We start from the raw sequence: 24285 nt of genomic DNA, 5'->3' as shown, positions 1-24285 counted from the left end.
CGTGCTGGCCTGTCGATATGCTGCCGTCCGGGGCGGCGGGGACAAGCCCGTGCGCGGGGAGCGGCCCAGGCCGTCACGGGGAGGGTGTGGGATGCGGGTGCGGCGACGCGGACTGCGGACGGGCTCGGCTCTGCTGGTGACCGGGGCGCTCGTCCTGTCCGGATGCGACTCGACGGGCTCGAGGCCCGCGCCGCCGCCGAGCGTGTCGCCCACGCCGTCGCGGACGTTCACCGTGGGCGCGCCGGGGGCCGGCGACGCCTACTTCCCGAGCTACGGCAACGGCGGCTACGACGTCGGACGGTACGTGGTCAAGGTGCGCTACGACCCCGCGAAGGACCGACTGACCGGTACGACCACCGTGCAGGCCACCCCGACGGCCGACCTGTCGACGTTCAACCTCGACCTCGCCGGCCTCACCGTCACCGCGGTCACCGTGGACGGTGCGCCGGCGAAGCACCGCCGCGAGCGGAACGAGCTGGTGATCACGCCAGCCTCCGGTCTGGTCAACGGCAACGGGTTCGTCGCCGAGATCGCCTACGAGGGCGTGCCGAAGCCGCTGAAGAACGAGACCCTCGGTGACGGTGGATTCCTGCACACCCCCGACGGTGCCATCGCGCTGGGGCAGCCCGAGTCGGCGAGCACCTGGTTCCCGGTCAACGACCACCCGTCCGACAAGGCCACGTACGACTTCGAGATCACGGTTCCGGACGGTCTCACCGCGGTCAGCAACGGCGTTCCCGGCGGCAAGGCCAGCACGGGCGGGTGGACCACCTGGAAGTGGTCGGAGAAGTCGCCGATGGCCAGCTACCTGAGCACGATGGTGATCGGCGAGTTCCGGATCACCACCTCCACGCACCGGGGGAAGCCGGTCTACAGCGCGGTCGCGATCGCGGCGAACAGTTTCGCGGATTCGGCGATCGCCGAGACCACAAAGGTCGCCGACTACCTGGAGACGGTGTTCGGGCCGTACCCGTTCGACGCGTACGGCGGTGTGGTGGTCTCGGACAGCCGGATCTCCTACGCGCTGGAGACGCAGAGCCGCCCGGTCTACTCGGCAGGTTTCTTCCGGCAGGGCCCGAACACCGGGGTGGTCGCCCACGAGTTGGCCCACCAGTGGTTCGGCGACAGCGTCTCCCTGGGCGCCTGGGAGGACATCTGGCTCAACGAGGGCTTCGCGACGTACGCGGAGTGGCTCTGGGCCGAACACACCAGAGATTCCACGGTCAAGAAGGCGTTCGACAACCGGTACTCCGGGGCACCCGAGAAGGTGTGGAAGACGCCGCCGGGCAAGCCGGGTGCGAAGGAGCTGTTCAGCGAGTCGGTCTACCAGCGCGGTGCGATGACGCTGCACGCCCTGCGGGTGTCCGTTGGCGACAAGGCGTTCTTCGAGATCGTCAAGACCTGGGCGGCGGAGAAGCGGAACGACACCGCCACCACCGCCGAGTTCGTGGCGCTCGCCGAACGCATCTCCGGCAAGCAGCTCGACCGGGTCTTCGACGCCTGGCTCTACGGCACCAGGAAGCCGGCCCTGCCCAAGCGGCTCTGACCGGGGTCAGTTCTTGACGACCAGGCCGGGGTTGGCGGCGAGGTAGGCGTCGGCGCGGCCGGCACGGAGTTCGCTGATGAACTTCCGGCCGACGGTGGTGAGCTGCTCGCCGCGGTAGGCGCTGCCCTTGCCGACGCCGGAACCGGGCAGGCCGACGAGCGTGAAGCGGTTCGCCGGCACCCCACCCAGGGCGTACGCGAAGTCGACGATCCGCGGCCCGCCCGCGTACACGAGGGTGTCGCCGAGGGCGCTGACCACCTGGTCGACCCGCTCCGGTTGCCGGGCCAGGCCCTCGTCCAGGACCTTGCGGGTCAGCGCCTTGACGAGCTGCTGCTGGTGCCGCTGCCGGGCGTAGTCACCACCGGTGATGTAGCGCTGCCGCGCGTAGTCCAGTGCCTGCCAGCCGTTGAGGTGCTGGTTGCCCTTCTCGTAGATCTGCTGCGGCCCGGTGTATCCGCCGGGCGCGGTCGGCCGGTACTTGCCGTTCGGCTGCCGGTGGCGCGACTCGACCCGCTGGTCGACGTAGATGTCCACCCCGCCCAGTGCGTCGACCAGCCGGTCGAACCCGTTGAACGTGAGCACCGCGCCGGCGTCGATGCGCAGCCCGGTGTATCCGCTGACCGTGCTGCGTAGCAGCTCGTACCCCTGGGCGGTGCTTGGTTGTTTGGGTTTGCCCGGCACCCGGCTGCCGAAGCTCATGGCGTGGGTGAGCTTGGTCTTGCCGCCCTTGTAGTCGGCCTTCGGGAACGCCGGGATGTCGACCAGCAGGTCGCGGGGGAGGGAGAAGAGGTACGCCTGGCCCAACCCCTGGGGTACGTGCAGCACCAGCACCGCGTCCGCGTGCGGCTCCCAGCCGGGCACGCTGACCCGGGTGTCCACACCGACCAGCAGCAGGTTGAGCGGGCCGGTGATGTTCGCGCCCGGCGGCGGGCCGCTGGGGCTCGGGGTGGGTGTCCCGACCGGTGACGGCGTGGGCGAGCCGGTCGCCGGAGCGCCGCTCGGCTTGCTGTCGCCGGTCAGCCGGGTGACCACCACCGTGCCGGCCGCGATCAGCGCGACGACGGCGAGGGCCGTCAACCCCAGCAGCAACCACCGTCGGCGCGGCGCCATCGACCCGAGGATCATCTTGGATTCCTTCCACCCGTCTGGTGAACAACGCTCCGACGGGTGCTCCGGGTTGCGGCCGGAATGCGTCGGGTCGGTCGGCCGGAGCATGATCGCGCGAAAACTGGCGCTGGCGCGAGCGCTACTCGCGAGTAATGATGCGTTCATGCGGTACGACGTGGTCGTCATCGGATCCGGCTTCGGCGGCAGTGTCACCGTGCTCCGGCTGGCCGAGAAGGGCTACTCCGTCGCCGTGCTGGAAGCTGGCCGACGCTTCACCGACGACGAGTTCCCGCAGACGTCCTGGCGGGCCCGCCGGTTCCTCTGGGCGCCGAAGCTGGGCTGCTACGGCATTCAGCGGCTCACCCTGCTCCGCCCGGCCGACCGACGTTCCGGCGGAGGGGTGCTGGTGCTGTCCGGTGCCGGGGTGGGTGGCGGCTCACTCGTCTACGCGAACACCCTCTACGAGCCGTTGCCGGCCTTCTACGCCGACCCGCAGTGGCGGGACATCACCGACTGGCGTGCCGAGCTTGCCGGCCACTTCGACCAGGCGAAGCGGATGCTCGGCGTCACCACGTACCCCCTGGAGACCGGCGCGGACCGCGCCATGCGGGCGGTGGCCGAGCGGATGGGGGTGGGGCACACCTTCCACGCCACGCCTGTCGGTGTGCACATCGGTCGTCCCGGCCAGCGGGTCGCCGACCCGTACTTCGGTGGTGCCGGCCCGGAGCGCACCGGCTGCCTGCACTGCGGCTCGTGCATGACCGGCTGCCGGCACGGGGCGAAGAACACGCTTGTCAAGAACTACCTCTGGCTGGCCGAGCGGCAGGGCGTCTCGGTGCATCCGCTGACCACGGTGACCGCCGTCCGACCGGCGGCGGGCGGTGGGTACGAGGTGCGTACCGAGCGCACGGGCGCCTGGCTGCGCAGGCGGCGGCAGGTGGTCCACGCCGACCAGGTGGTGTTCGCCGCCGGGGCGCTCGGCACCCAGCGGCTGCTGCACGCCATGAAGGCCGACGACGTGCTGCCCGGGCTCTCGCCCCGCCTCGGCGAGCTGACCCGGACCAACTCCGAGGCGATCCTGGCCGCCTCGGTGTCCCGCCGACAGGCCCGGTCCGAGCGCCTGGACTACACCGAGGGGGTGGCCATCACCAGCTCGTTCCACCCCGACGCGCAGACCCACGTCGAGCCGGTCCGCTACGGGCGGGGCTCCAACGCGATGGGGCTGCTCCAGTCGCTGCTCGTCGACGGCGGTCCGCACCGGGTGCGGCGCTGGCTGGGCAGCATGCTGCGGCAACCGGGGCTGGTCGCCCGGATGCTGCCCGTGCGCGGCTGGTCGGAACGGACGGTGATCGCCCTGGTCATGCAGTCGGTGGACAACTCGCTGACCACCCGGTGGCGGCGCGGCGCGCTCGGCCGTCGGCTGGTCACCGGGCCGGGGCACGGCACCCCGAGCCCGACCTGGATCCCGGCCGGCAACACCGCCGCCCGACTGCTCGCCGACGAGATCGGCGGCACTCCGGGTGGCCCGCTCACCGAGCCGTTCGACATCCCGATGACCGCGCACATCCTGGGCGGCGCGGTGATCGGGGCGACGCCGGCCGACGGGGTGATCGACCCCTGGCACCGGGTGTACGGGCATCCGGGGCTGCACGTGGTCGACGGCGCGGCGGTCTCGGCCAACCTCGGCGTGAACCCCTCTTTGACGATCACCGCGCAGGCGGAACGGGCGATGGCCTTCTGGCCCAACAAGGGCGAGGAGGACCCCCGCCCGACGCTCGGCTCCCCGTACCGCAGGCTCGCGCCCGTACCCCCGCGCCACCCGGCGGTGCCGGCGGACGCCCCGGGCGCGCTGCGCGCCTAGGGGAGCGGCTTGCGGAGGATGTGGTTGAGCCCGAAGTCGGTCTCGCTGATCCGCACGTCGTGGTAGCCCAGTCGGTGATAGAAGCCGTGCCCCGTGATGCTGGCGCCGGTTTCCATGTGGTCGTGGCCGTCAGCGCCGGCCAAGCGCTCGATGTGGCGCATGAGCCGGCGGCCGACACCCCGGCCGGCGCGGTCCGGATCGACGAACATCGTGTAGACCTTGTTGCCGTCCCGGGACACGGTGCCGACCACCCGCCCGCCCTGCTCCGCGACGAACACCTCCCGGACGGCGGCGAGTTCGTGGAAGCGGGCGGCGTCGAAGTGCGCGCACATCCGCTCGATCAGGTCGGCCGGGTAGTCGCGGCTGTTGACCTCCCGAAGGCACCTGGCGACGAGTACGGCAAGCAGCTCGGCGTCGGTTTCCCGGAAGGGCCGCACGGTCACCTCGGTCATACCCGTCCTCTCCTCCGGCCGCCATCGCCCCGCGTCGATCCTAGGTTGCCCTCCGACCGGCCGCCGCACCCGGAGCCGCCGCCGCGGCACGCCGGAGTGCCGGCCCGTGCCCGACCCGGCCGTGACTGTCGGTAGGCTTTGCGCACATGAGCCTGCCTCGCCCCGTCCTCGTGGTGGACTTCGGAGCCCAGTACGCCCAGCTCATCGCGCGCCGGGTTCGCGAGGCGAAGGTCTACTCCGAGATCGTGCCGCACTCGATGCCGATCGCCGAGATGCTGGCGAAGAACCCCGCCGCGATCATCCTCTCCGGTGGCCCGGCCAGCGTCTACGCGCCGGACGCGCCGCAGATCGACGCGGGCGTGTTCACCGCCGACGTGCCGGTCTTCGGCATCTGCTACGGCTTCCAGGCGATGGCCCAGGCGCTCGGCGGCACGGTCGCGCGGACCGGCAACCGGGAGTACGGCGGCACGCCGCTGCGCCCCCGCCTCCTCGACCCGGGTGTGCTGCTGCGTGACCTGCCGGCGGACCTGCCGGTCTGGATGAGTCACGGCGACGCCGTGACCGAGGCGCCCGAGGGCTTCACGGTGACCGCCGAGTCGGCGGGCGCTCCGGTGGCCGCCTTCGAGGACCTGGCCGGGCGCCGGGCCGGGGTGCAGTTCCACCCGGAGGTCGGGCACACCGCGCACGGCCAGGAGATGCTGACGCGCTTCCTGTACGACATCGCCGGCATCGAGCCGACCTGGACGCCCGAGAACATCATCGACGAGCAGATTGCCCGGATCCGCGCCCAGGTCGGCGACAAGGAGGTCATCTGCGGCCTGTCCGGCGGGGTGGATTCCGCGGTCGCCGCCGCGCTCGTACACAAGGCGGTCGGTGACCAGCTCACCTGCGTCTTCGTCGACCACGGCCTGCTGCGCGCCGGTGAGGCCGAGCAGGTGGAGAAGGACTACGTCGCCGCCACCGGCATCAAGCTGAAGGTGGTCGACGCCACCGACCGGTTCCTCGGCGCGCTGGCCGACGTGACCGACCCGGAGCAGAAGCGCAAGATCATTGGTCGGGAGTTCATCCGGGTCTTCGAGGCCGCCGCCCGCGAGATCGCCTCGCACGGCGACGTGGAGTTCCTCGTCCAGGGCACCCTCTACCCCGACGTGGTGGAGTCCGGCGGCGGCACCGGCACCGCCAACATCAAGAGCCACCACAACGTCGGCGGTCTGCCGGAGGACCTGAAGTTCGCGCTCGTCGAGCCGCTGCGCACCCTGTTCAAGGACGAGGTCCGCGCGCTCGGCCTCCAGCTGGGCCTGCCCGAGGCGATGGTCTGGCGGCACCCGTTCCCGGGTCCCGGCCTGGCCATCCGGATCATCGGCGCGGTCAACCAGGAGCGCCTCGACCTGCTCCGCGAGGCCGACCTGATCGCCCGCGAGGAGCTGACCTCCGCCGGCCTGGACCGGGGCGTCTGGCAGTTCCCCGTGGTGCTGCTCGCCGACGTGCGCAGCGTCGGGGTGCAGGGAGACGGGCGCAGCTACGGGCACCCCGTGGTGCTGCGCCCCGTCTCCAGCGAGGACGCCATGACCGCCGACTGGTCACGGCTGCCCTACGAGATCGTGGCCCGGATCTCCACCCGGATCACCAACGAGGTGGCCGAGGTCAACCGGGTGGTGCTGGACGTGACCAGCAAGCCACCGGGCACCATCGAGTGGGAGTGAGCGCCGCTCACACGGCCGGCGGCGGGCTGCTGTCGTGCGGGTTGTACGGCGGGCTCGGCGGCGCGTCGAACGGGGTCGTCGGCGGGTAGGGCGGCGTCGGGGCGTACCCCGGCATCGGCCCGCCCGGCGCAGGCCCGGCGGTCGGCGGCGGACCCGCCTGCGGCGCGACGCCCGCCGCGTGCGGCCAGGCCGGCGCGCCGGTGGGCTCCTCGGGCATCAGGAACCACATGATCGGGTACGCGAGCAGCGCGAGCCCGCCGGTGAGCAGGCCGGTGACCGCGAAGGCCACCCGGACCAGTGTGGGGTCGACGGCGAAGTAGCGGCCGACGCCGCTCGCGACCCCGGCCACCATGCGGTCGGTGGTGGGTCGACGGAGCTGCTTGTACGGGGCGTGGGGAGCGGTGGTCGATGTCATGCCTCCACGGTCCGCGCCGGTGCCCGCCCCGCCCTCGGTGACCGCCCGGATCCTTACCCTGACCAATCCCTGATCGGGGCCAGACAGTCAGGAATCCGACTCTTTTCCGTTCCGGTAACCCGGCGCGGGGAGAATTTGCTTCCGTGACCACCTTGCTGGAGCCGCTCCGCAGGATCGCGGCATACGCAGTCTGTGCTGATTCGACAGGCCGAGTCCTGCTGGTTCGCGCCTCGGAGCGCTCCGGCACCCCCGGCACGTGGTCCCTGCCCGGCGGGGCGGTCGACCACGGCGAGGACCCCAACCACACGGTGGTCCGCGAGACCGCCGCCGAGACCGGCCTGTCGGTCGCCGTCTCGGGCCTGGCCGACGTTCTCGCCGACATGCGGGCGCTGCCGGAGCGCGGCATCACCATCCACACCGACCGGCTGATCTACCAGGTGGCGGTCCGCGGCGGCACCCTCGCCGACCGGGTCGGCGAGCGTCCCACCGACCTGGCCCGCTGGTACACCCTCGACGAGGCGCGCGAATTGCCGCTGCGCTCGTTCACCGCGCGTGCGCTCGGGTTGCCCACGTCCTCCGCCGACGTGGTGCCCGACGAGGCGCCCGAGTTCCCCTCCTTCTACGCGGTGCCCGGTCCGGACGGGCTGCACCGGGCGCAGCGCTTCGCCGCGTACGCGGTGTGCACCGACCCGGCCGGTCGCGTGCTGCTCACCAGGGTTTCCGACGGCTACCCCGGCGCTGGCTGCTGGCACCTGCCCGGCGGCGGCACCGACTACGGCGAGCAGCCCGGTGCCGCGCTCATCCGTGAACTGGTCGAGGAGACCGGGCAGACCGGCCGTCTGGTCGAGCTGCTCGGCGTGGCCAGCCACCGGGACGCCGCGTCGCTCGGCCCGGAGGGCTACCCGATCGACTGGCACGGGGTGCGTGCCTTCTACCGGGTCGTGGTCGACCAGCCCAACCCGCTCACCGTGATCGACGTGGGTGGCTCCACCTGCGAGGCCCGCTGGTTCGCCCGCGAGGAACTCGGCGCTCTCCCCACCCACCACCTCACCGAGGTGACCGCCGAAGCGGTCCAGGCCGCCCAGCTCACCTGACCAGCCGGCCCCGTTCCACTCGGAGCGGGCTGACGGCCGCGGTCGGTTGGCCGGTGGGGTGGTGCGTGCTGGGCGGGCGCTCGGCCGGTGGGGTGGTGCGTGCTGGGCGGGCGTTTGACCGGTGGGGTGGTGCGGGCTGGGCGGGCGCTTGACCGGTGGCGCGTGGGGGCGGGCTTGGACGCTGGTGGTGCGTGCTGGCGGGCGCTTGACCGGTGGCGCGTTGGCGGCGGGCTTGGACGCTGGTGGTGCGTGCTGGCGGGCGCTTGGTTCGTAGCGCGTTGCCGGCGATGGTGTGTCTGGTGGTGGGCGTGCTGGCGGGGTAGGTCTTCGCCGGTAGTGGTCGCTGACAGCAGCGCGTCTGGCCCGGGTGCGAGTGCCGAGCGCCGGGCGTTGGATGGTTCGGCGGCAATCCGGACCTCGGAGAGACGTGGCTCGCGAGAAATCCCGACGAGCGGTACAAGCCGGATGATCACCCCCGTTTTGCTGATGTCGGGGTGTCCCAAGCTCCCGAATACCCCGACATCAATGAACCCGAGTCGATCATCGCTAGACGAGTCTTCCGCGGTGCGCCCCGCTGCCGGCAGAGCGACCTAACGCCCAAAACGGACAGCACTCGCGCGTTTCCTCGGACCCCGAGCGTCGATCATGAAGTTATTGTCAGGACACGCCGAGACGGACGGCAATAACCTCATGATCGACGCGGCTGGGCGGCTGGGCGGCTGGGCGGCTGGGCGGGGCGGCGGGTTGGCCGGGGCGGTCGGGTGGGTTGGCGGGGGAGCGGAGTTGGTGGGGATGGACTTTCTGCGGCGGGTTGGCGTTTTCGGAGTTTTGTGGGATTCGGACCGGGTCCTGGTGGTCCGGGACGGGGTCGGGGGTGAGTTCCCGGGGATCTGGCGGCTGCCCGGTGACGCGGTGGCGCATGCCGAGCACCCGGAACGCGCCATGGTCCGTGCGGTAGCCGAGCAGACCGGGTTGACCGTGGTGGTCGGCCGGCTCCGCACGGTGGTCGCCGACGTGGTCACCTATCCGGAGGGCGACGTCGCGCTGCATACCGACCGGCTGCTGTTCGAGCTTGCTGCGCAGCACGGCGCACTGCGCGACGGCGTACAGCCTCACGGCGTACCGGGCGACGCCGTATTGCGTGAAGGTGCGCCGGGCGACGGCGTTCTGCCTGGCGACGCATCGGGCGACGGCGTGATGGGCGACGTCGGTGGTGGCGCGGTGGACCGGGTGTGCTGGCTCACCCTGGCTGAGGCGGCGCGGGTGCCGCTGACACCGTTCACCGCCGGGGTGCTCGGTCTGCCGGTGACCCCACTGGCGCCCGGGACGCCTCAGGCGCGTGTGCCGTTTTCGCCGCCGCATCCCGACCGCAGGCTGCGCTTCGGGGCGTACGGGCTGGTCACCGACCCGGCTGGGCGGATCCTGCTGACCGAGATCGCGGCCGGTTATCCGGGGGCTGGCCTGTGGCACCTCCCGGGCGGGGGGACCGATCACGGCGAGCAGCCGGCCACCGGTCTGCTCCGGGAGTTGGTCGAGGAGGGTGGCCAGCGGGGCCGCGTGGAGGAGATCCTCGGCGTGAACAACCTGCACAACCCTGCCGCGCTCGGCCCGGAGGGTCGACCTCTGGACTGGCACGGCGTACGGGTGACCTATCGGGTGCTGGTGGACACACCCAGCGATGCGGTGGTCACCGAATCGGCCGGAGGTTCGACGGCGCGGGCTGGATGGTTCACCCGCGAGCAGGCCCTCGACCTGCCGTTGAGCGATATCGCTGCCTTGGCAATCGGACAGAGTGGCCGATAGCACTCCGCTCGATGAGCCGAGTTGGTGACCCTCCGGTACAGTCAATGGCGGGAATGATGGAGGAAACGGGCGATGAAGCCCGGGATGGGAATAAGCGAGCGGTTCGAGCGGTTTAGACCAGTTACAAGCACCGCCGGCAGCTATCGCCAAGCCATGTCCCCCTATGCGATGGTGTACTCCGCGCAAAACGGCTGCCGGGCCACGCACGGTCCGGCACGAGACAGCCGGACACCCGCCCCGTGGCGGCCAGCCGATCCGGTGATGGAGGAAACGTGCCGAGAGCCCCATGGCGCCGGCGTCGTACTACTGACAGTCCGCGCCCCGCAGGGCGTCGCTGGGCGGGCCCGTTGCGCCGCAGCAGCACATTCGCCCGCCAGGTGCTGTTGGTCCGGGTCGGTCGCCGTGACGGTGACCTGCACGTGACCGACCTGACCCCGACCGAGCACCGGTACGCCGACCGGCAGCGCCGCCGCTACGGCCTGGACCGGCTCAGCCGCCCGGCGTCCGGCGTCGGTCGAGCGGAGATCGAGGCGATCGTGCCGGTCAGTCCGGCGATGCCGCCCCTGGCGCACGCCGACGAGGCTTCGTCGCACTCGATCCCGCTGCTCCCCGGCGACCGCACAATTGCCCGCCGGATGAAGTTCGGCCTGGTCAACGCCTGCACGCTGGCCAGCCTGATGCTCGGCATGCTGGCGATCTTCCTGGCCATGCAGGGTGAGGTGCGCATCGCCGCGCTCTGCCTGATCGCCTGTGTCGCCTTCGATGGCCTGGACGGCGCACTGGCCCGACGGCTGGGCGTCGCCAGCCCGTTCGGCGCGCAGATGGACTCCCTGGCCGACATGTGCTCGTTCGGCCTCGCCGCGCCCGTGGTGGTCTACGCCTCACTCGCCGGCTCCGTCTCCACGGCGGCGGCGGCGGTGGCGTGTGCCCTGGTCGCGGCGTGCGCCGCGATTCGACTGGCCCGCTTCAACGTCTCGCCGAAGGACGGCAGGTTCTTCTGCGGCGTGCCCACCACCATGGCGGCCGCGGTGCTCGCCGTGACGGTGGCGATCGGCCTTCCCGTGCCCGGTGCTGTGCTGGTCGCGGGGGTCGCGCTGCTTGCCTTCGCGATGGTGTCGAGCTTCCCGTACGCCAAGCTCGCCCGCCTGGTGAAGCTGCCGCCGTGGCTGTGGCTGGCCCCGGTGATCGGCGCACTCATCGACATCCGGCTCACGTTCGCACTGATCGTGGTGGGCTACCTGGTCAGCGGGCCGGTGCTCTGGCTGCGGCAGCGTCGTACCGCCTGATTTTTCCGGCAACGAGAACGGGGCGCCGCGGTCAGCGGCGCCCCGTTTCCACGTTCGTGGGTCAGCGCCAGCGGGCGATGACCGTGGACCCGCCCACCACCTTGTCGCCCGGCCCGACCAGCGGGTCGGCGGCGTCGGCCGGAAGGTAGACGTCGGTCCGTGAGCCGAAACGGATCAGCCCGAAGCGCTCACCCTTGGCCAGCAGCGCGCCGATCGGCGCGCGCTGCACGATCCGACGGGCGATCAGCCCGGTGCGCTGCGCGACCACCACCGTGCCACGGGCGGTGTCCAAAACGGTGTACGCGGCGACGTTGTGCTCGGCGTCCGGCTTCATGGCGTTGACGAAGCCGCCGTCGGCGACGAAGTAGTCCACCACCTTGCCGGCGACCGGGGCACGGTTGACGTGCACGTCCAGCACCGACAGGAAAACCGCGACCCGCAGCCACTCGCCGTCGCCGAAACGCTCGTCGTGTAGTCGCTGCACCGACAGAACCTTGCCGTCCGCGCTGGCGACCACCGCGGTCGGATCTTCCGGTACGTCGCGCTCCGGGTCCCGGAAGAACGCGGCCACCGGCCCGGCGGCCAGCGCCGGTAGCAGCCAGAGCTTCGACGACGGGCGCACCACCCGGGCCAGCGCCGCGAGGCCCAGCGTGATGCCGGCAGCGGCCACGCCGTTGGAGTCGATGTGCATGCCGCGGGTCAGCGGCACGCTCGACGGCCGGTGCGCGGGGGCGAGCCTCTCGGCCGTGGCGGGGCTGGCCGGGGTGAAGCGCAGTCGGTAGACCCGTACCGGCGGCGAGTTGCGCAGCACCAGGTCGGCGCCGACGCCGTAGAGGGCGTCCTGGCGGGCCAGCTCCGCGGCGGCCCCGGTGGTCCGGCCGGGCGTGGCGGTGGTGGCCACGCTCAGGACCGCACCGTCGGACAGGAACTTGGCCAGGCCCTCAATGCCGCTGCGGGTCTCCTCGGCGGTGCCGCTGAACACCTCGCCGGCGATGACGACCCCGGCGGATTCGGCCTCCGCCAGGGAGTCGACGACCCCCACCCGGTCGGCGACCCAGCGGCCCTGGGCGTTGACGTGCTCGCGGAGCGCGGCAGCGCCGAGCGGCTCGGCGGGCACCACGGTTAGCCGGTCACCGGGGAGCAGCGCCTCGATCGCCGCGGCCAGCACCGCGGATTCCGGGCCGACCCCGACCAGCAGGGCGGCCTTGGGATCGTTGATCCGGGCCAGCTCGGCGACGAGCGTGCGGGCGGCTCGCTCGCCGATGCGGACCGGACCGGATCGGCCGGTCGTACGCACGGCGGGGGACTGGGTCATGTCGGGCGGGCTCCTGACGGGGGTAGAGACGGGAATCGCGGCGGGACCGCCATGGCGGGACGGGCCGGCCGGCGGAGGCGAGATCTCCACCGGCCAGCATATGCGTCCGTCCGGGCCATCGGCACCGCCGTGGCGGTGGAGCCGGCCTTGGCCGGGCCGCGCCCGAGGTCAGACCTCTCCCCGTCGGCCCTCCCGCCCGTCACCCGGTTGGTCGCCGGCCGGCTCGTCCGGATGGTCGGACCGGGCCGGCTCGTCCCCCTCCGGCGCTCGGTTGACGAGCGGGAGCGTCGGGTCGTCGGGCTGACCGGTGATCGGGGCGGTCTCCGGTTCCGCCGGCTGGTGAGCCAACCAGGCCGGGTGGATCACCTCGGTGGACGGCGCCTGCGGTGCCCGTACCTCGGTGGTGGCCGTCTCCGGGGTCGCTGGCGACGCGGGAGCGTCCCAGGTGGAACGTTCGGCCTCCCAGACCGGCAGTGCCGCACCGGAGGTCGGCATTCCGGGGACCGGAGCGGACACGCCGGAGACGGGCGCGGCAACCTCGGTGGCACCGACCTCGGCGGTCTGCTTCGGCGGGCCCGACTGACCTGAGCGCAGTGCGCCGACCAGCCCGAAGACCCCGATCAGGATGAGGGCGCTGGCCAGGAACCAACCGACCGCCGGTAGCGCGAACCCGAGTATCTGGGCGAGCAGCCACCAGGCCGACAGCGCCAGGAACACGAGCCCGAAGGCGAACGACACCAGATCCGTGCGGTGAGCCTTCACCGGGTCACCTCCAGGTTGCCAGCGTTGACGTGGATGTACAGGCGCAGCTTGCCGCCGCCGGCACCGTCGATTCCGAGGTCGGTGGTCTCCTGTAGGCGACCGTCCAGTCCGCCGGAACGGTTGCCGAAGATGGTGGCGTCGCCGGCGTTGACGTCGGCCACCGTGGTGACGTCCACGTTCGGTGGGACGACCACTGTCGCCTTGCCGAAGTTGATCGCAACCGTCACCTGGCTGTCCCGCTTCGTGAAGTCGATCCCGCGCAGGTCGAGTACGGCGTCACCGAAGCTGTTCTCGTACCGGTCGGCCAGATCGCGGTAGTCCGTGGGTGCCCAGGTCACCGCGCCGTCGACCCCGCGGATCCGGTCGTAGGACTCGGCGACCGTCCCCGTGCCCAGCGCCGCCGCGGTCACCAGACCGAGCGCGATGAGCCAGCGGGCCCGCCCGAACCAGGTGCCGACCAGCAGACCCAGCCCGATCGTGGCCAGCGCGGCCGCGAAGTACGCCGAGGCGCTGATGGCGAAGACGTCGAGCAGGTCGAGCAGGGCGACCACACCGAGGACCAGGAAGATCAGGGAGAAGGTCACCGCACCGAGCGGCGAACGCTCCTTGGGGCGCTTCGGCGGCTTCGGTGGCTTCGGCGGACGGGCAGCGGGCGGGGCCGGCGTCGCGTACGGGCCGTGCGGCGCGAACGGGGGACGGTATCCGGACGCCGGGGCGGCGGTCGGATAGCCGGACGGGTCGGCGGGTGCTCCGGTCACCGGTGCCGACGGCCACCCGGCCATGGTCGGGGCGGTGCCCGGCCAGTCCGTGGCGGGCGCCGGCCAGCCCGCAGCGACAGTCGTCGGGTCGGCCGGTTGCCCGGACACCGGGGTCGTTCCGGGGACCGGCTGCGCCGTGGCGGTGGACTGCGGAACGCCGGTCGGTGGCAGGCCGTACGCCGGGGTGGTGACGGTGGGCGCTCCTCCCGTGGTCGCGGTGGCGAATGCCGGAGCGCCGCCGGCCATCGGTGCGGTCGCCGGTGGGCCGCTTGGCGGTGCCACGCCGTACGAGGGCGCGGGCCAGGTCACCGGTGGGACCGGGCCGGGCGGGTTGCCGGAGGGTGCCGGCCCGGCCGGGGTGCCCGGCTGTGGGGTGCGGCTGTCCCGATTGAGCAGAAGCGCGCCGGCGACCAGGATGGCCGCGCCGAGCAGCACCGCGCGGAAGGCGTCGGTGACGATGTAGCCGAAGCTGGCGGCGACCAGGATGCCCAGGATGATGACGGTCACCGGCGACATGCTGGAGCGGCCGCGGCCGAGCATGGACTCGATCGGGGACGCGGTGTCGCCCTCGTTCGGGATGATCAGCCAGGCGGCGACGTACACCAGGATGCCGATGCCACCGAAGAACCCGAGCACCGCGAGCAGCACCCGCCAGAGCACCGGGTCGGTGTTGGTGGCTCGTCCGATCGCCGCGCAGACGCCGGCCAGATACCGGCCCTCGCGCGGTCGGACCAACCCGTACCGCGAGGTGAAACCGGTGCCGGCGAACGGCGGTGGCGGCGCGGACGGACCCGGACCGCCCGGTCCGGGTGGCGTGCCCGGAGCTCCGTAGCCGGTGCCGGCCGCGAACCCCGGCCCGTGGCCGCCGGTGGGCGGCGGGTAGCCGCCGGCCGGATCGGCGGGTGTGCCGCCGCTGTCCGGGCCGTAGCCGGTGGGCGGACCGAACGTGCGGGGCTCGGTCCATTCGGCGGGCGTCGTGGCTGGTGGGGGCGGTGCTGAACCACCCGGCTCCGCCGACCCCGGTCGGGGTGGCGGGGCAGCTTCCTCGGTCATGCTTCGATCCTGCTGCCAGGTGAACCCGAACGACCTCAGGACCCGACCCTGACCCCACCCTGAGATCCGGCCGCCGGAATGTCCGGGGCGTCCCCGTGGTCGTCGACGCCGCAGCGTGTGACGATCAGATCACCGACCTGCACCGACCCGCCACCGCGACCAGGGAGCATCCGATCAGCACCGTGATTCCGCCTCCGCGCCTCTACCGTGCTCCCGAGCACCGGATGGCCGCCGGCGTCGCCGCCGGTATCGCCGATCATCTCGGCATCTCGGTGCTGCGGGTGCGCGTCGCGTTCATGGTGCTCCTCGGCCTGAGCGGGCTCGGCCTGCTGCTCTACGCGGCCTTCTGGGCGGTGGTGCCGTTGCGGCCCGGTGACACCGCGATACCGCCCCGGCGCGACGTCGCCCAGCTCCTCCCGTTCGTGGGGATCGGGCTCGGCGTCCTGTTGATCCAGGTAATGGTCTTCGATTCGGTGGGCGCGGCCGGCACGGCCGGTTGGCTGGTGGCCATCATCGCGGTCGGTGCCGGGGTCATCTGGCACCAGTCCGCGCCGGAACGGCGGCGGCAGTGGGGTAACGCCATGCCGGTGCCCTGGCTCGGCGCGGTCGTCGAGGAGAGTGACCGGCGGGCGTTCGTGCTCCGGTTCATCGGCGGTGGGGTGCTGGTCGCGGTCGGCATCATCGGCGTCGCGGCGGTCTACTCGCCGGCACAGAACTTCGACGCGGTGATCAACGGCGTGATCTTCGCGCTGGTCGGATTGGCGGGGGTCGGCGTGGTCGCCGCGCCCGTGCTCTGGCGGACGTACAGCCAGCTCCGCTCGGAGCGCGAGGGGCGCATCCGTGAGCAGGAGCGGGCCGAGTTGGCCGCCATGGTGCACGATCAGGTGCTGCACACGTTGGCCCTGATCCAGCGCAACGCCAGCGACGTCAAGATGGTGCAGCGGCTGGCCCGAGGGCAGGAGCGTTCGCTGCGCAACTGGCTGTACAAGCCGACCGCGTCGCCGAGTGAGCGCTTCGCCGCCGCGCTGGAGCAGGCCGCCGCCGAGGTCGAGGACACCTACGCGATCACTGTGGAGGCGGTCGTGGTGGGGGACCGGGAGACCGACGAGAAGGTCGGGGCGCTGGTCGCGGCCGCGCGGGAGGCGCTGGTGAACGCGGCCCGGCACGCCGCCGTGCAGACCGTGTCGCTCTACGCCGAGGTGGAGCCCGATCAGGTCAGCGTCTTCATCCGGGACCGGGGCAAGGGCTTCGATCCGGATACCGTGGAGGACCACCGGCACGGCGTACGCGGCTCGATCATCGGGCGGATGAAGCGGCACGGCGGACGGGCCGAGATCCGGTCCGGCCCGGGGGAGGGGACCGAGGTCCGGTTGATACTGCCGATCTCCCGGGACTCGTCCGCAGCGGAGAGGAACAGATGACCATGGCCGAGCAGCCGACCGAGCACCTCGACCCGGCGGAGTCCCGCCCCGAGCGGCTCCGGGTGTTTCTGGTGGACGACCACGCCATGTTCCGGGCCGGGGTGCGCGCGGAGTTGGGCGCCCACGTCGAGGTGGTGGGCGAGGCGAGCACCGTGGCCGAGGCGGTCACCCGGATCGCGGCTGTCGGCCCGGACGTGGTGCTGCTCGACGTGCACATGCCCGACGGCGGCGGGCGCGCGGTGCTGGAGGCGATGCGGCGTACCCACCCGCAGGTCAAGTTCCTGGCGCTGAGCGTCTCCGACGCGGCGGAGGACGTGATCGGGCTGATCCGGGCCGGTGCGCGGGGGTACGTGACCAAGACCATCTCCCCGGATGAGCTGGCCGCGGCGATCCGCCGGGTGGCCGACGGCGACGCGGTGTTCAGCCCTCGGCTGGCCGGGTTCGTGCTGGACGCCTTCGCGGCCCGGCCGGACGCCCCGGTGGCCGACCCCGAGCTGGACCAGCTCACCAACCGGGAGCGGGAGGTGCTGCGGTTGCTGGCCCGGGGGTACGCGTACAAGGAGATCGCCAAGGAGCTGTTCATCTCCATCAAGACGGTGGAGACGCACGTGTCGAACGTGCTCCGCAAGCTGCAGATGTCCAACCGATACGAACTCTCCCGCTGGGCGGCGGACCGCCGGCTGGTGTGACCGCGCGTCACCGCGGCCGAGGATCAGACAAACGATCTCCGCGCACTCGTCCACCCAGCCGGTGATCGTGCCCGTGCAGTCGTAGTCGACCTGTCCGGACGGGTCGAAATGCGAGCGGGTTTGGGCGCCCTGACGGGCAGAGGTGGGCTTGGAGGCTGAGCGCGGGCCGGGACCGCTTCTGCGGGTGGCGCAACGTATTTCCTGCTCAGTGCTACCTCCGCCGACCGTTTTATGATCATTTTTCAAGTATCGGCAACGTGGCGGGCAACTAACGGCTTGATAACGGCACCTTCACGGAAGAGGCCAGTTGGTGTCACAGTGGCAGCACCTCACCATCGGTGTGTGGCACTCCGTACGGCCCATGACCATGTCCCCGCCCTTCGCGGCGGCTCGTGGCCGTGCCCTCCGCGTCGTGTCACGCCTCGTTGGCGGGGGAGCCCGGCGGATCGGAACATCAGGGGTGTCCCCAACTTCCCTGTGGTCCCGGCGACCCGCGCCCCGGGGTGGTCGGGCGGTGTCACCCCCAAAACGTGCGTGAAACCCACGACGGAACCTGGTTAGAAAGAGGAGGCCCCTCGGAATGAGAGTCTCGAAGCGGGCGACGAGCGCGATCGCGCTCAGCGCGGCTGCCGCGCTTGTCGCGAGCGGTTGCTCGAGCGGTGGCGAAGGCGAAACTGCCGCCAGCGGCGACGGCGCGATTGTCATCCACGGTGTCCAGCCGGAGAACCCGCTGGTCCCGTCGAACACCACGGAGACCGGCGGCGGCAAGATTGTCGACTGGCTGTTCACCGGCCTGGTCGAGTACCCGAACGACGGTGGGGCCCCGCGGAACGCGCTGGCGGAGTCCATCAACACCACGGACTCCAAGGTCTTCACGATCAAGATCAAGAAGGGTACGAAGTTCCACGACGGGACCGAGGTCAAGTCGAAGAACTTCGTCGACGCCTGGAACTGGGCCGCCTACTCGCCGAACGGCGCGCAGAACGGCAGCTTCTTCTCTGACATCCAGGGTTTCGAGCAGACCTACACCAGTGACCCGGATGGCGCGGACGGCCCGAAGAAGGCCCCGGCGCCGACGGCTGAGAAGATGTCCGGCCTGAAGGTCGTCGACGAGCAGACCTTCGAGGTCACCCTGTCGGCGCCGACCGCGGTCTTCCCGACCAAGCTCGGCTACAGCGCCTTCATGCCGCTGCCGGACGCCTTCTTCACGCAGAAGCCCGACGAGTTCGGCAAGAACCCGATCGGCAACGGCCCGGTGAAGTTCGTGTCGTGGGCCGACAACTCGCTCATCAAGCTGACGCGCTTCGACGACTACAATCTTCGCGACAAGATGAAGATCAAGGACGTCGACGTCAAGCTGTACCAGGACGAGACGGCCGCCTACGCGGACGTGCTCTCCAACAACCTGGACTTCCTGGAGTCCCTGCCCACCTCGGCGCTCGCCGGTGACAAGTGGAAGACCGACCTCGGTCCGCGGGGCCGCAACACCGTCACGCCGACGACCGCGCTGATCGCGTTCCCGATGTACGACAAGCGTTTCCAGAACGCGAAGCTGCGTCGGGCCGTGTCGCTGTCGATCAACCGGCAGGAGATCTCGGACAAGATCTTCTTCGGCACCCGTAAGCCGGCCGACAGCTGGGCGAACCCGCTGACCCCGGGCGCCAAGCCGGGTAACTGCACCGCCTGCAAGTTCGACCCGACCACGGCCAAGCAGCTGCTGACCGAGGCCGGCGGCTTCACCGGCGAGATGGTCTTCTACTACAACTCGGACTCCAGCCACAAGGACTGGATGGACGCGGTTGCGCAGCAGGTCAAGACCAACCTCAACATCGAGGCTCGGGCCGAGGGCGTGCCGACCTTCGCGGTCTTCCGCCAGAACGTCAACGCCCACGCGATGAAGGGCCCGTACCGCGCTGCCTGGCAGCAGGACTACCCGGACGTCGAGAACTGGATCAACCCGCTGTACGTGACGGGTGGCTCCTCGAACGACGGCCTGTACAGCAACCCCGAGGTCGACGCCCTGGCCAAGCAGGCCAGCGCCGCGCCGAGCCTGGAGGCCTCGCACGAGGCGTTCACCAAGGCCGTCGAGAAGATCGACCAGGACGTCCCGAGCATCCCGATCTACTTCTACGGCCAGCAGTCCGGCCACTCGGAGAAGATCAAGAAGCTCGAGCTGAACAACGTCGGCGAACTCGACATCACCTCGGTCGAGCTCTGATCCGAACGGTCTGACCCCGGGTCGGGCTCGCCACATCCGGTGAGCCCGACCCGGGGCCGTTCCGCGATTGGGTGTTACAACACTCCACTCGCACGTTGTCACCACCGTGTCGGCCGTCCGACGCGCCCCCTGTCTGGAGGACCACCCCATGGGCCGTTATCTGTTGAGACGGCTGCTCCAACTCGTGCCGGTGTTCATCGGCTCGACGTTCCTGATCTACGCCCTCGTCTGGGCCGTACCGGGCGACCCCTTCGCCGGTAAGTGCGGCGAGCGCCGCTGCCCGGACCAGTACGTGGCGTTCATGACCGAGAAGTACCACCTGGACCAGAACGTCTTCGTGCAGTACTTCAACTACATGAAGAACCTGCTCCAGGGTGACTTCGGTCAGACCTTCTCGCAGCGCGACATCGGCGGCATCATCGCCACGGCGTACCCCAACACGCTGAAGCTGGCCCTGGTCGCGCTCGCCATCGAGGCCGTGATCGGTCTCGGCGCCGGCGTCCTGACGGGCCTGCGCCGCAACGGTTTCCTGGACAACCTGGTCCTGGTCTCCACGCTCTTCCTGCTCGCGCTGCCGGTGTTCGTGGTCGGCTTCGTGCTGCAGTGGCTGCTGGGCGTGCAGTGGGGCATCATCAAGCCGACCGTCTCCTCCGAGATGCGGTGGTCCGAGCTGATCGTGCCGGGCTTCGTGCTCGGCAGCGCGTCGGTGGCGTACATCGCGCGGGTGGCACGAACGAGCATCGCGGAGAACCGCCGTGCCGACTACGTGCGCACCGCCATCGCCAAGGGTCTGCCGATGCGCCGGGTTGTCGGGGTGCACCTGCTGCGCAACTCGCTCATCCCGGTGGTCACCCTGCTCGGCACCGACCTCGGTGCCCTGATGGGCGGCGCGATCATCACCGAGGGGATCTTCGGCATCAACGGCATCGGCCGCGAGGTCTACCGCGCGATCATCACCAAAGAGAGCGCCACCGTGGTAGGGATCGTGGTCGTCCTGGTGCTGGTCTATCTCGTGATGAACCTGCTGGTTGACCTGCTCTACGCCGCCCTGGACCCGAGGATCCGCTATGAGTGACCCGAGTACCGCATCGATTGTCAGCACCCCTGCCGCGCACCCGACCGACTCTCCGGCTCCCGCCACCGCGGGCGCGCCGCAGAGCAACGAGAAGCCGCGTGGTCTGCTGGGTGACGCCTGGCGCGACCTCCGGCGTAAGCCGCTGTTCTGGGTCTCGGCCACGCTGATCGTGTTCTTCCTGCTGATGGCGGCCTTCCCGGCGCTGTTCGCCCCGGGTGACGCGGTCAACGGATCGCTGTCCCGCAGCCTCGACAAGCCGTCCGCCAATGGTTGGTTCGGCTACGACGTGCAGGGCCGGGACGTCTACGCCCGGGTCATCTACGGCGCGCGGGCGTCCATCATCGTGGCCATGCTCTCGGTGATCGGCACCCTGCTCCTCGGCGGAGCGATGGGCGTCATCGCCGGCTACCGGGGTGGCTGGGTGGACGGGCTGCTGAGCCGGATCGGCGACGTGTTCTTCGGTGTGCCGTTCGTGCTCGGCGCGATCGTCATCCTGACCACGTTCAACGGCTCGGGTTCCGGCAACAGCAAGGCCCAGATCATGGCCCTCGTGATCATTTCGCTGATCGTGTTGAGCTGGCCGGTCGTGATGCGGCTGATGCGCTCCTCGGTGCTCGCCACCAGGGACGCCGACTACATCATCGCGGCCCGCGCGCTGGGTGCCGGCAGCGGCCGGATCATCCTCAAGCACCTGCTCCCGAACTGCCTGGCTCCGCTGCTGGTCTACGGCACGATCATGGTCGGCTCGTTCATCGGTGCCGAGGCCACCCTGTCGTTCCTGGGTGTCGGCCTGAAGTCGCCGGTGGTGTCCTGGGGCATCATGATCAGCGAGGGCAAGGATTTCATCCGGGTCGCGCCGGGGCTGGTGTTCTTCCCCGCCGCGTTCCTCGTCGCCGCAGTGCTGAGCTTCGTGATGCTCGGTGAGGCGGTCCGCGAGGCCCTCGATCCGAAACTCCGCTAGGGGAGATCCAGTGTCCGACATTCTCGTGTCCGAGCAGTCCGCGCCGGGATCCGGCGGGTCCGGACGTCCCTCTGGCCGGCTGCTCGAGGTCGACGATCTGCGGGTGGAGTTCCGCACCCGGGACGGCGTCGCAAAGGTCATCAACGGAGTCACGTACCACGTCGACGCGGGGGAGACCCTCGCCGTGCTCGGCGAGTCCGGCTCCGGCAAGAGCGTCACCGCGCAGACCATCATGGGCATCCTCGACACGCCGCCCGGCTTCGTCACCGGCGGTCAGGTTCGCTTCAACGGCAAGGACATGCTCCGCATGTCCGACGAGGAGCGTCGCCGCATCCGCGGCGAGGGCATCGCGATGATCTTCCAGGATGCGCTCTCCGCGCTGAACCCCGTCTTCACCGTCGGGTTCCAGATCGCCGAGCAGTTCCGGGTCCGGCGGGGCATGGGTCGCGCCGAGGCCAAGAAGCGCGCGATCGAGATGCTCGACCAGGTCAAGATCCCGAACGCCAAGGGCCGGTTCAACAACTACCCACACCAGTTCTCCGGTGGTATGCGGCAGCGCGCGATGATCGCGATGTCGCTGGCGCTCGACCCGGAGGTGCTGATCGCGGACGAGCCGACCACCGCGCTCGACGTGACCGTGCAGGCCCAGATCATGGACCTGCTCGCCGAGCTCCAGCGTGAGCGGCAGATGGGCATGATCCTGATCACCCACGACCTCGGCGTGGTCGCCGACGTCGCGGACCGGATCGCGGTCATGTACGCGGGCCGGATCGTCGAGGAAGCCGACGTGTACGAGCTGTACGCCAAGCCGGCGCACCCGTACACGTTGGGTCTGATCGACTCGATCCCGCGCCTCGACGAGAAGGGGCAGCAGCTCCGGACGATCAAGGGCCTGCCGCCGAACCTGATGAACATCCCGCCGGGCTGCCCGTTCAACCCGCGGTGCCCGATGGCTCAGCCGGTGTGCCGGGAGAAACTCCCGCCGCTGCTGCAGATCGGCCCCGCCCGGGCCAGCGCCTGCCACTTCGCCGAGGAGCTGGTGAACCGTGTCTGAGAACATCCTCGAGGTCAAGGACCTGGTCAAGCACTACCCCGTCACGCAGGGTGTGGTGTTCAAGAAGACCGTCGGTCAGGTCAAGGCGGTCGACGGGGTCTCGTTCGGTCTGCGCGCTGGCGAGACGCTCGGTGTGGTCGGCGAGTCCGGCTGCGGCAAGTCGACGCTCGCCCGGGTGCTGATGAACCTGGAGAAGCCGACCGCCGGCAACGTGGTCTACAAGGGCCAGGACATCTCCAAGCTCTCCGGTGGGGCGCTGCGACGTCTGCGCCGGCAGATCCAGCTGGTGATGCAGGACCCGTACACCTCGCTGAACCCGCGGATGACGGTCGGTGACCTGCTCGGCGAGCCGTTCGAGATCCACCCGGAGGTGGCGCCGAAGGGCAGTCGCCGGGCCAAGGTCAGGGAACTGCTCGACCTGGTCGGGCTCAACCCCGAGCACATCAACAGGTACCCGCACCAGTTCTCCGGCGGTCAGCGGCAGCGCATCGGCATCGCCCGCGCGCTCGCCCTGCGGCCCGAGATCATCGTCTGTGACGAGCCGGTGTCGGCGCTGGACGTCTCCATCCAGGCTCAGGTGATGAACCTGCTGGAGCGGTTGCAGGGCGAGTTGGGGCTCTCGTACATCTTCATCGCCCACGACCTGTCCGTGGTTCGCCACCTGTCGGACCGGGTCGCGGTGATGTACCTCGGCAAGATCGTCGAGATCGGCACCGAGGACGAGATCTACGAGCGGCCGACCCACCCGTACACCCAGGCTCTGCTGTCGGCGGTGCCGGTTCCGGACCCGACGCAGCGGAACAACAAGACGATCATCCGGCTCACGGGTGACGTGCCGTCGCCGATCAGCCCGCCCTCGGGCTGCCGGTTCCGGACCCGCTGCTGGAAGGCGCAGGACGTCTGCGCCGAGCAGGTCCCGCTGCTGGAGATCCGGCGGGACTCGGACCACCCGAGCGCCTGCCACTTCGCGGAGCGGCGCGAGATCGTCGCCACCCACGAGGTCTGAGTCACCCGAGACCGCCTGCCGACGTCACCACGACGACGGCAGGCGGTTTCGTCTGTCTGTGACCCGACCAGACCGCTTCCCGGCCGGCTCGGGCGCACGCTCGCCATCGGGCTCAGAGGGGGCCGCGGCCGGCGCGGAGCAGCAGCAGGGCCAACTGGGTGCCGTCGGCACCGAGCGCGACGCGGAACCGCTCCAGGATCTTCCGCTCCCGGGAGAGCACCAGGCGCGTGCCGCCGGACGCCATCCGGGTCGCACCGACCTCCTGGGACAGGGCGGCCCGCTCCTGCCAGAGCGCGATCATCGCATTGTCGATCTCGTCGATCCGTTGCCTGATCTGCACGATTCGCGCCGAGGCGGTTGGTTCCTCGGTGCCGGTCCGCGCCTCGACCGGCCTGGCGTTGTCGACCGCCGCCGACGCGGGCACTGTCGCCTCGGTCCCGTTCGGCACGGGTTGCTCCGCCTCGGGCCGGGTCGGGCCGCCGCTCTGCTCCATCACGTCTGCCATCATCGGGTACCTCTCGCACGGTGGTGCCCGGTGCCCGGAACTCGGGACGGAAAAAGCCCCGGACTCCAGGAGCCCGGGGCTTTTGCAGGTCTGAATCGATCAGGCGCGACCTACGGCAGCCGGACTCCCGGTGCCATAGTAAAAGTGGTAGCGCGCAGCGATCACGCTGACGAGTATGCCGGCGTCGGCGCCGGCTGCGCA

At 70.7% G+C, this 24285-nt stretch carries 19 protein-coding genes and 1 pseudogene; 13 read left to right on the top strand and 7 right to left on the bottom strand.

All coding sequences use genetic code 11. From position 1 onward, the window contains the following. Positions 1-91 precede the first annotated feature (91 nt). A complete protein-coding gene (locus AB0C25_RS31485; protein WP_357378031.1) occupies positions 92-1546 on the top strand; it encodes a M1 family metallopeptidase in 1455 nt (484 codons plus the stop codon). Positions 1547-1552: 6 nt separating this feature from the next. Here the strand turns inward: AB0C25_RS31485 and AB0C25_RS31480 are convergent, their stop codons facing one another. Next, positions 1553-2671, bottom strand: coding sequence for an LCP family protein (locus AB0C25_RS31480; protein ID WP_357378029.1), 1119 nt, complete (start codon positions 2669-2671; stop codon positions 1553-1555). A gap of 145 nt (positions 2672-2816) precedes the next feature. Here AB0C25_RS31480 and AB0C25_RS31475 point away from each other — a divergent pair, with 145 nt between their 5' ends. Continuing rightward, entirely contained in the window at positions 2817-4514 is a 1698-nt protein-coding gene (locus AB0C25_RS31475) for a GMC family oxidoreductase (protein ID WP_357378027.1), read from the top strand. On the opposite strand, the gene AB0C25_RS31470 is transcribed toward AB0C25_RS31475, so the two are convergent. Beyond that, the gene (locus tag AB0C25_RS31470; RefSeq protein ID WP_357378025.1) at positions 4511-4966 is read right to left on the bottom strand and encodes a GNAT family N-acetyltransferase; all 456 of its coding nucleotides are present in this window, start codon (positions 4964-4966) and stop codon (positions 4511-4513) included. The genes AB0C25_RS31475 and AB0C25_RS31470 overlap by 4 nt on opposite strands. A gap of 146 nt (positions 4967-5112) precedes the next feature. Here AB0C25_RS31470 and guaA point away from each other — a divergent pair, with 146 nt between their 5' ends. Further along, the gene (guaA, locus tag AB0C25_RS31465; protein WP_357378023.1) at positions 5113-6669 is read left to right on the top strand and encodes a glutamine-hydrolyzing GMP synthase; all 1557 of its coding nucleotides are present in this window, start codon (positions 5113-5115) and stop codon (positions 6667-6669) included. Positions 6670-6676: 7 nt separating this feature from the next. On the opposite strand, the gene AB0C25_RS31460 is transcribed toward guaA, so the two are convergent. Further along, positions 6677-7084, bottom strand: a complete 408-nt coding sequence (locus AB0C25_RS31460; RefSeq protein ID WP_357378021.1) for a PspC domain-containing protein — start codon at positions 7082-7084, stop codon at positions 6677-6679. 143 nt (positions 7085-7227) lie between these two features. On the opposite strand from AB0C25_RS31460, the gene AB0C25_RS31455 reads away from it, so the two are divergent. The 3 genes from AB0C25_RS31455 (at position 7228) to AB0C25_RS31445 (ending at position 11267) form a co-directional block, all read left to right on the top strand. After that, positions 7228-8178: an NUDIX domain-containing protein gene (locus AB0C25_RS31455; protein WP_357378019.1), complete on the top strand. Its 951-nt coding sequence runs from the start codon at positions 7228-7230 to the stop codon at positions 8176-8178. Positions 8179-8970: 792 nt separating this feature from the next. Then, positions 8971-9981: an NUDIX domain-containing protein gene (locus AB0C25_RS31450; protein WP_357378059.1), complete on the top strand. Its 1011-nt coding sequence runs from the start codon at positions 8971-8973 to the stop codon at positions 9979-9981. A 347-nt stretch (positions 9982-10328) separates the two neighbouring features. Then, positions 10329-11267 (top strand): CDP-alcohol phosphatidyltransferase family protein, encoded by a 939-nt coding sequence (locus AB0C25_RS31445; protein WP_357378017.1) that lies wholly within the window; start codon positions 10329-10331, stop codon positions 11265-11267. 61 nt (positions 11268-11328) lie between these two features. Here the strand turns inward: AB0C25_RS31445 and AB0C25_RS31440 are convergent, their stop codons facing one another. The 3 genes and pseudogenes from AB0C25_RS31440 to AB0C25_RS31430 form a co-directional block, all read right to left on the bottom strand. Beyond that, complete coding sequence (locus AB0C25_RS31440; RefSeq protein ID WP_357378015.1) at positions 11329-12582, bottom strand: phosphatidylserine decarboxylase; 1254 nt, start codon at positions 12580-12582, stop codon at positions 11329-11331. A 567-nt stretch (positions 12583-13149) separates the two neighbouring features. After that, positions 13150-13344: pseudogene (locus AB0C25_RS31435) on the bottom strand (hypothetical protein); the annotation flags it as partial. Further along, entirely contained in the window at positions 13341-15155 is a 1815-nt protein-coding gene (locus AB0C25_RS31430; protein WP_357378013.1) for a PspC domain-containing protein, read from the bottom strand. The pseudogene AB0C25_RS31435 and the gene AB0C25_RS31430, both read right to left, overlap by 4 nt. Positions 15156-15337: 182 nt before the next feature. On the opposite strand from AB0C25_RS31430, the gene AB0C25_RS31425 reads away from it, so the two are divergent. The 7 genes from AB0C25_RS31425 to AB0C25_RS31395 all read left to right on the top strand — a co-directional run bounded on the left by AB0C25_RS31425 (position 15338) and on the right by AB0C25_RS31395 (position 23579). After that, positions 15338-16576 (top strand): PspC domain-containing protein, encoded by a 1239-nt coding sequence (locus AB0C25_RS31425; RefSeq protein WP_357378057.1) that lies wholly within the window; start codon positions 15338-15340, stop codon positions 16574-16576. Between the two features lie 2 nt (positions 16577-16578). After that, on the top strand, positions 16579-17265 hold the full coding sequence (locus AB0C25_RS31420; RefSeq protein ID WP_357378055.1) for a response regulator transcription factor: 687 nt from the start codon (positions 16579-16581) through the stop codon (positions 17263-17265). Between the two features lie 580 nt (positions 17266-17845). Beyond that, positions 17846-19483, top strand: a complete 1638-nt coding sequence (locus AB0C25_RS31415) for an ABC transporter substrate-binding protein (RefSeq protein WP_357378011.1) — start codon at positions 17846-17848, stop codon at positions 19481-19483. A gap of 148 nt (positions 19484-19631) precedes the next feature. Beyond that, positions 19632-20558, top strand: a complete 927-nt coding sequence (locus AB0C25_RS31410; protein ID WP_357247074.1) for an ABC transporter permease — start codon at positions 19632-19634, stop codon at positions 20556-20558. Further along, entirely contained in the window at positions 20551-21519 is a 969-nt protein-coding gene (locus tag AB0C25_RS31405) for an ABC transporter permease (protein WP_357378008.1), read from the top strand. The genes AB0C25_RS31410 and AB0C25_RS31405 overlap by 8 nt, the downstream gene beginning before the upstream one ends. Positions 21520-21544: 25 nt before the next feature. Continuing rightward, entirely contained in the window at positions 21545-22573 is a 1029-nt protein-coding gene (locus tag AB0C25_RS31400) for an ABC transporter ATP-binding protein (protein ID WP_357378053.1), read from the top strand. Beyond that, a complete protein-coding gene (locus tag AB0C25_RS31395) occupies positions 22566-23579 on the top strand; it encodes a dipeptide ABC transporter ATP-binding protein (RefSeq protein WP_357378006.1) in 1014 nt (337 codons plus the stop codon). Before AB0C25_RS31400 ends, AB0C25_RS31395 begins: the two co-directional genes overlap by 8 nt. Before the next feature lie 112 nt (positions 23580-23691). On the opposite strand, the gene AB0C25_RS31390 is transcribed toward AB0C25_RS31395, so the two are convergent. Then, complete coding sequence (locus AB0C25_RS31390) at positions 23692-24087, bottom strand: chorismate mutase (RefSeq protein ID WP_357378004.1); 396 nt, start codon at positions 24085-24087, stop codon at positions 23692-23694. Positions 24088-24285: the final 198 nt, after the last annotated feature.

This window comes from Micromonospora sp. NPDC048839 (assembly GCF_040649915.1).
Classification (GTDB): Bacteria; Actinomycetota; Actinomycetes; order Mycobacteriales; family Micromonosporaceae; genus Micromonospora.
The sequence above is the reverse complement of the archived record's forward strand: the minus strand, read 5'-3'. Positions and strand labels throughout refer to the sequence as shown.